The 7511-nt window shown below is 46.0% G+C and carries 6 protein-coding genes; 2 read left to right on the top strand and 4 right to left on the bottom strand.

The annotated features are described in order from the left end of the window. On the top strand, positions 1-992 hold a 992-nt coding region (locus tag HKN88_05955), incomplete at its 5' end, for a pyridoxal phosphate-dependent aminotransferase (protein NNC97600.1). On the opposite strand, the gene eda is transcribed toward HKN88_05955, so the two are convergent. The 4 genes from eda to zwf are packed head-to-tail and all read right to left on the bottom strand — an operon-like array spanning position 965 to position 5667. After that, positions 965-1588, bottom strand: a complete 624-nt coding sequence (eda, locus tag HKN88_05950) for a bifunctional 4-hydroxy-2-oxoglutarate aldolase/2-dehydro-3-deoxy-phosphogluconate aldolase (GenBank protein ID NNC97599.1) — start codon at positions 1586-1588, stop codon at positions 965-967. The genes HKN88_05955 and eda overlap by 28 nt on opposite strands. A gap of 52 nt (positions 1589-1640) precedes the next feature. Further along, entirely contained in the window at positions 1641-3443 is a 1803-nt protein-coding gene (locus tag HKN88_05945; protein ID NNC97598.1) for a phosphogluconate dehydratase, read from the bottom strand. A gap of 46 nt (positions 3444-3489) precedes the next feature. Continuing rightward, positions 3490-4188, bottom strand: a complete 699-nt coding sequence (gene pgl / locus HKN88_05940) for a 6-phosphogluconolactonase (protein NNC97597.1) — start codon at positions 4186-4188, stop codon at positions 3490-3492. A gap of 39 nt (positions 4189-4227) precedes the next feature. After that, a complete protein-coding gene (gene zwf / locus HKN88_05935) occupies positions 4228-5667 on the bottom strand; it encodes a glucose-6-phosphate dehydrogenase (GenBank protein ID NNC97596.1) in 1440 nt (479 codons plus the stop codon). A gap of 263 nt (positions 5668-5930) precedes the next feature. On the opposite strand from zwf, the gene HKN88_05930 reads away from it, so the two are divergent. Continuing rightward, positions 5931-7496, top strand: coding sequence for a sodium/solute symporter (locus tag HKN88_05930; protein ID NNC97595.1), 1566 nt, complete (start codon positions 5931-5933; stop codon positions 7494-7496). Positions 7497-7511 lie beyond the last annotated feature (15 nt).

Genomic DNA, 7511 nt, shown 5'->3' with positions numbered 1-7511 from the left:
ACCTGTTTTTGCCTTCGCCATCCTGGGTGAGTTATGCGCCACAAGCTGAATTACTCGGGAGTCGTATTTTTTATGTGCCATCACGGGTTGATGATGGCTACAGTTTTGACCTCAAGGCATTCGCCGTTACGCTTGAACAATCTTCAAACCCGAATAAACTGCTGATTCTAAATAGCCCGAATAATCCGACCGGACACATGTGGTCAGAGTCGAGCCTCAGGGAATTGGCTGAATTTTGTCGAGAGCACAAGATTCTGGTGATCAGCGATGAAATATATTTTCTGGTTGAGCATGGGGACATCAAACACAACTCACTGGCCAAATATTACCCGCAAGGAACATTTATTCTAGGTGGTTTAAGCAAGCATTTATCCATAGGCGGCTGGCGGGTCGGGGTGGCATTATTGCCGGACTCAGAGAGTGGAAAATTGTTGATGCAGGCCGTCAAAGTTATCGCCAGTGAAATATGGTCTTCCGTTGCTGCGCCTATTCAATATGCGGCCTTGCAAGCGTATAGTCATGATCCGGAAATTGAAGCTTATATAAAAACCTGTAGTCGAATTCACGGAATACGCACAAAGTTCCTGTATCAAAAGCTAACCGAATTGGGTATTAGTTGCACCAAACCACTTGGCGCTTTTTATCTCACGGCAAATTTTGATGCTTGGGCAGATCCGTTGCGAGAAATAGGCGTTGAATCATCAGCGCAACTTGCCAGGTATTTACTCGATCAGCACGATCTAGCCACACTTTCAACGGATGCATTCGGTATACCGGAAAAGACTTTGTCACTACGTCTGGCGACCAGTTATTTGGATATGGAAAAAGATGAAGACTCGCAACGACTGACTAGTTTATTGGCAAGCGGGATGAGTGAGCAAGAGTTCATGAGTGAAGCGAATCACCCCAACACACATGCGGCCATTGGTGAATTTGAAAAATTTGTCGAGCGATGTAACGATGCCTATACCAGTGCTGCAAGAGCGCTTTGACAATTTTCTGTGATGCGGGAGTAGTTTCCTAACTCAATGTCCAACTTGCTGGCCAACCAGGACCCACCCACACAAATAACATTGGGCAATTGCAGGTAATCGTTCATGCTGTCCACTGACACACCGCCGGTGGGACAGAACTGGATACCCGGGAAAGTTGCATTAAACGCCTTGAGTAAGGCTTTGGAATCAATCGCATTGGCCGGAAATATTTTGAAATGCTTGAACCCGTAACTCATGCCTTTGATGAGTTCACTCGGGGTTGCAACGCCAGGCAAGATATTAAAATCCAGTTGTTTGGCGGTTTGCAAAATACCATTAGTCAAACCCGGTGACACGCCAAAGTCCACTCCGATCTCGTCTAGTATATGAATGGTTTTGCCATTTATGATCGTGCCCACACCCAAGGTGATATCGATGTCTGAATCTTTCACGGCTTGAATGGCTTCCAATGCACAATCGGTACGTAGCGTGATCTCGATGGTGTTAATACCGCCGGCGACCAATGCTTCAGCCACTTTTACGGTGGAGTCTACCGAGAGAGGAGTGACGACCGGAATTATCGGGTTACTGCCAAGAATTTTTTGTAAAGTCATAATGTTATAAGTTTTTTTATTAAGTTGTAAGTTTATATTGCTGTAGATTACTTCAGAATACCGCCGCGCCTTCTTCAGAGTTCGATACATTAACACGAAAGATCTCAAACAGGTCGCGTCCGAGGTTGGTTGCTTCGGGTTCAAAGTGAGCCGCTTCGCGTGCCGCCAGTTCGGTGTCATCCACTAAACACGTGAGCACGCCTTGGGTGGCGTCGAGACGGATCACATCCCCGTCTTGTAATTTTGCCAGCATGCCACCCTTGAGAGCTTCGGGCGAACAATGAATTGCAGCCGGCACTTTACCTGAGGCACCCGACATTCTGCCGTCGGTCACCAGCGCAACCTGGCGGCCCTGGTCTTGCACAATGCCCAGTAAGGGGGTGAGCTTATGCAACTCCGGCATACCTATTGCGGCTGGACCCTGGAAACGTAACACCGCCACCAGATCCTGGAACAGTTCGCCTTTATTGAATGATTCGATGAATTCGTCTTGGGAATGGAAAATTTTGCACGGTGCTTCCACGATGTAATGTTCTTCCTTGATAGCCGAAACCTTAATAATCGCTTTGCCTAAATTACCGTCCAGAAGTCTGAGACCGCCATTGCCAGAGAAAGGATTAGCAACCGGGCGTAAAACCTCTTCATCGCCGGAGACCTCGTTAATGGCTGTCCACACCAGCTCACCCTTGCCGTTCAGTTCCGGTGTGTTGCAAAAATAATCCAGGCCCTGACCAAGAATATTGGACACGTCTTCATTAAGAAAGCCCTGTTTGCGTAATTCTTTGACCAGAAAGGAAATTCCGCCCGCAGCATGGAAGTGATTCACATCGGCCAGTCCGTTTGGATAGACTCGCGCCAGTAAAGGGACGGCCGTAGAAAGCTCGTCCAGGTCTTCCAGATGCAGGTCGATACCGGCGGCTTTGGCAATGGCGATCAAGTGCAAACAATGATTGGTCGAGCCTCCCGTTGCAAGCAATCCAACTATGGCGTTGACCAGAGATTTTTCAGTAACAATTTCATACAAGGGGCGGTAATTACCCGATGCCTGGGTGTTATCGACCGCAATCCGCACGATTTCCCGATTAAGGGCTTTACGCAAATCCGAATGCGGGTGCACAAAAGAAGAGTTGGGTAGTTGCACACCGAGCATTTCCATCAGCATTTGATTGGAGTTGGCTGTGCCATAAAATGTGCAGGTGCCGGCACTGTGATAGGAAGACAATTCCACATCCAGCATTTCTTCTTTATCAATTTTGCCTTGAGCAAATTCCTGGCGTTTGGCCGCTTTTTGTTTATTCGGGATGCCTGAAGCCATTGGGCCAGCCGGGACAAACAAGGCTGGCAGGTGACCAAAACGCAGGGCGCCAATCACCATGCCAGGAACGATCTTGTCGCAAATACCTAAAAACAGACTGGCATCAAACATATTATGTGTGAGCCCGATGGCAGTCGCCATGGCCACCACATCACGACTGAACAAACTCAATTCCATACCGGGCTGGCCCTGAGTAACGCCATCGCACATCGCCGGTACCGCACAAGCTACCTGAGCGGTCACGCCAAGATTGGCGGCATGCTGTTTAATCATTTGAGGGTAGTCAGCGTATGGCTGATGTGCGGAGAGCATATCGTTGTAGGCGGTGATAATGCCAAGATTGATATTTTTACCGGAACGTAAATTGGTTTTATCGGAATCCGGGCTCGCTGCCAGAGCGTGTGCCATGTTGCCACACGACAAGCGCTTTTTCGGCGGGTTGTTTTGCATGGTGGACTGCATTTTTGCCAAATAGGCTGTGCGGTTTTTTTGGCTTCTGCCAATCAGGCGTTGCGTGACTTTTTCGATTACCGGATTCATGGTTGGTCTCTGTAAAGTATTCTCAGATCAGTGAGTCTGAGACAAGTTATTTGTGTTGAGCAATATAAACTTCAACTGGTACTTCGGTTTGATGAATGACATGGCTGGACGGATAGTCTTTTTTATTTGTATCCTGCATGACCTTTTGTAAAATCGCATTTTTTTCTTCACCGATCAAATGAAAAACTATCTCGCGGGTATTTAACAAGCGTTTCAAACTTTGGGTAACACGTTTCATGTCATTGGTTACCGGATCGATGCCCACGACATCCGGACTGTCATCGGATAAGGCCAGGGCCAGGTTACTCGCCTGCGGGAACAGTGATGCCGTGTGTCCATCAGTGCCCATGCCTAAAATGACCAGGTCGTACTTTTTTAGATGATTGATACGACGCGTGGCATTTGCAGCGGCTTGCTCGTGAGTGTCTTCATCACAATACAAGGGAATGAATTTTGCTTCAGCAGCGTAATCTTTAAATAAGTGCGTTTTTAGAAAATGATAATTGCTGTTTTCACCATGAACGCTCACACAACGGTCATCGGCCAGAATTATGCTGACCTTGTCCCAGGGAAAGGTTTGTAGTGATAAATAATTAAACAGGCCTTTGGGAGTGCTGCCACCGGAAACTACCAGTGATGCATGGCCTTTATGTTCAATACTCTTATTCAGTACATTTAATACTTTTTTGCCCAAAACCTGCACCAGATCCTGGTCGTTCTCAAAATAATTTATACGCGTTGTCATAGAGTTATTGTTCGTCTAAATAAAGTGTATTTCTGGAGTTTAATCCCATTCGCGATTATCCCGGGCCAACATACTGTGAGCTTGATTCGGCCCCATGCTGCCTGACTGATAAGGGTGCACCGGAGTGCCGGCTGTTTGCCAGTTTTCCACAATGCCATCAATCCATTCCCAGGACGCTTCCACTTCTTTACTGCTGATAAATAAAGTTTGATCTTCACGAATTGCGTCCAGCAGCAGGCGGGCATAAGCATCATAGGCAATATTGCTGGCATCCTGACTTTGCGACAAGTTCAGTTCAACATCCTGCAAAACCATGTCGTTACCGAGAACGGGTTTTTTATTCATGAAGCGTAGCATTATATCGCTGTCTGGCTGCAAACTGATCTGTAAATGGTTTTGATGATCGGCCACGCCATTTTTAGCAAAAATATTATGTGCTAAGGGTTTGAAAAAGATATCAATTTCAGAATAACGTCGGGTCATGCGTTTACCTGTACGGAGATAAAATGGCACACCCGCCCAGCGCCAGTTGGCGATCTCCGCTTTAATTGCTACAAAGGTTTCGGTATCGGATTTTTCATCAGTTTGCAGATCGTCCTGGTACGATTGAACTATATCGTTATCAATTGAGCCTTTAGCGTATTGGCCGCGAACGGTATTGGCATTGATACTTTCCAGACTAATGGGTTTTAAACTCTTAAGTACTTTGAGTTTTTCGGCGCGTACCATGTCGGCATTGTTTTTAGACGGTGGCTCCATCGCAACCAGGCAAAGTATTTGTAATAAATGATTTTGCACCATGTCCTTGAGTGCGCCTGTTGCATCATAAAACTCTTTGCGTTTCTCAACGCCAACTGTTTCTGCAACGGTTATTTGCACACTGTCAATGTATTCCGCGCGCCATAATTTGCTGAAAAACAGATTGGCAAAGCGCAGAGCAAACAGATTCTGGATGGATTCTTTGCCGAGGTAGTGATCAATGCGGTAGATCTGTTTTTCGTCAAAGACCACATTCAATTCTTTATCTATCGTAAGGAAACTGTCGCGGTCCTCACCTAATGGTTTTTCTACAATGATACGAGTACGCTCATTGGCTAATCCTGCTTCACCCAAGGCTTTGGCGATTCCACCGAACACAAAGGGTGGTACCGCCAGATACACGATCAAAACATCATCGGGGCCGGCAGCCAGACTCTTTTTATAGGCCAGCAGGGCATTGGCATCTGTGGCGTCACCAGTGTGATAGCCAAGTTTGGACGCAAAAGTATTCCAAACCTGATCTTCCAGAGTGTATTTATTTTTGAGTTTTTCCCGTACCTTGATTTGTAGGTCCTCGGGACTATGACTGGTTCTAGCCATCGCAGTAATGGAGCCGATATTGCCTAAATGTTGAGCAGCTTCAAGGCTGTAAAGCGCAGGATAAAGTTTGCGCAATGCCAAGTCACCGTCACCGCCGATTATGAGAATATTTATAGTCATTTTGGATTTAGTATTGATTTTGTTTAAAAAACAGGAGCTTAATTCTAACGGTCAGGTCCACATTAGTACCAGTAAAAATGTCTTGTGGACATTTCTATTTTGACAACGCTGTCATTATATTGATATATTGCTCGTCTGGGTAAAAAACTTAAATAATTGAAATATTGACCTGCAACTAGACAGCGTTGTAACGAAATCCGGCATCGATAAAGCAATACATTCAAATTGCCTACTAAATATATTAAATAAGCTCGGGAGAGAGCATGGCACTATCTAATCTAGATATAGGCATTGTTGTTGTCTACATTATTGGTTTGATTTGCCTGGCCCTATGGGTGTCACGCGAAAAGCCAGGTCACCAAAAAGACACTTCCGATTATTTCCTGGCTGGTCGTTCATTACCCTGGTGGGCGGTAGGCGCCTCCCTGATCGCGGCCAATATCTCCGCTGAACAAATTATCGGAATGTCGGGCTCAGCCTATGCGGTCGGACTTGCGATCGCAACTTACGAATGGACAGCCGCAATCGCTCTAATTGTGATGGCGAAATACTTTCTGCCGATATTCCTGGAAAAACAAATTTACACCATGCCCGAATTTTTGGAAAAAAGATTCGATAACAATGTGCGTACGGTATTGGCCTTGTTCTGGTTGGCGGTTTATGTGTTTGTGAACTTGACCGCGGTATTGTGGCTTGGCTCATTGGCCATTAATAGCTTAACCGGATTCGACCTGACCTATGGACTGATCGCATTGGCTTTAATTACTCTGTCGTATTCGATTTACGGTGGTTTAAAAGCGGTTGCCTTAACCGATATTATTCAAGTGGTGTTGTTGATCATCGGGGGAATTGCCGTGACCTTTATTTCCCTAAACAAGATCAGTGATGGCGCGGGTGTGGTGCAGGGCTTTAATATGTTGTGGGAGCAGATTCCCGGGCACTTTAATATGATCCTGGAAAAAGGCCACCCAAGTTACAAAGACTTACCCGGTTTGTCAGTTTTATTAGGCGGCTTGTGGATCGCGCATTTTGCTTATTGGGGCTTCAATCAATACATTACCCAACGCGCCCTGGCGGCAGAGAACATCGGTGAGGCGCAAAAGGGTGTGATGTTTGCCGCCTATTTAAAACTTGTGATTCCGTTCATTGTTGTGGTTCCGGGTATTGCGGCTGCGATTATTTTCCCGACCCTGAATAAACCCGATGAAGCCTATCCGGCCATGATGAGCTTGTTACCAAGCGGTTTATTGGGTTTGACCTTTGCGGCATTAATCGCTGCGATCGTTTCTTCATTGAGTTCGATGTCCAACAGTATCAGTACCATTTTCACCATGGACATTTACAAGAATTTTTCCAACAAAGACCACAGTCAAAAAGAATTGGTCACCGTTGGGCGGATTGCCAGTTTTACCGCTATGTTGATCGCCGTGATCGCGGCCAAGCCATTATTAGGTTCACTGGATGAAGTATTCCAGTACATCCAGGAGTACACCGGGTATTTTACGCCGGGTATTTTACTGATCTTTTTAATGGCCCTGTTCTGGAAAAAGGCAACCTCAATGGCTGCTTTGGTCGCTGCCGTAGGATCTTTTGCTTTATCGGTATGCATAGCCAAATTCTATCCGGAACTTCCGTGGATGGATCGCATGGGCATCGTATTTATAGCGTCGGCTTTAATGGCGGTTGTTGTGGTCATGTTACAAGGCTTTAAAGATCATCCGAAAGCGGTCGATCTCAAGGCCATGAATTTTAAAACCTCTAGAGTTTTTAACATAAACACCATGGTTATTTGCCTGGTCTTGATTGTGTTCTATAAAACGTGGTGGTAAGACAAAGCAAGTTTT

Source organism: Gammaproteobacteria bacterium (genome assembly GCA_013001575.1).
Lineage (GTDB): Bacteria > Pseudomonadota > Gammaproteobacteria > Steroidobacterales > JABDMI01 > JABDMI01.
Note: the sequence above shows the minus strand (reverse complement) of the source record. Positions and strands in the feature narration are given on the sequence as shown.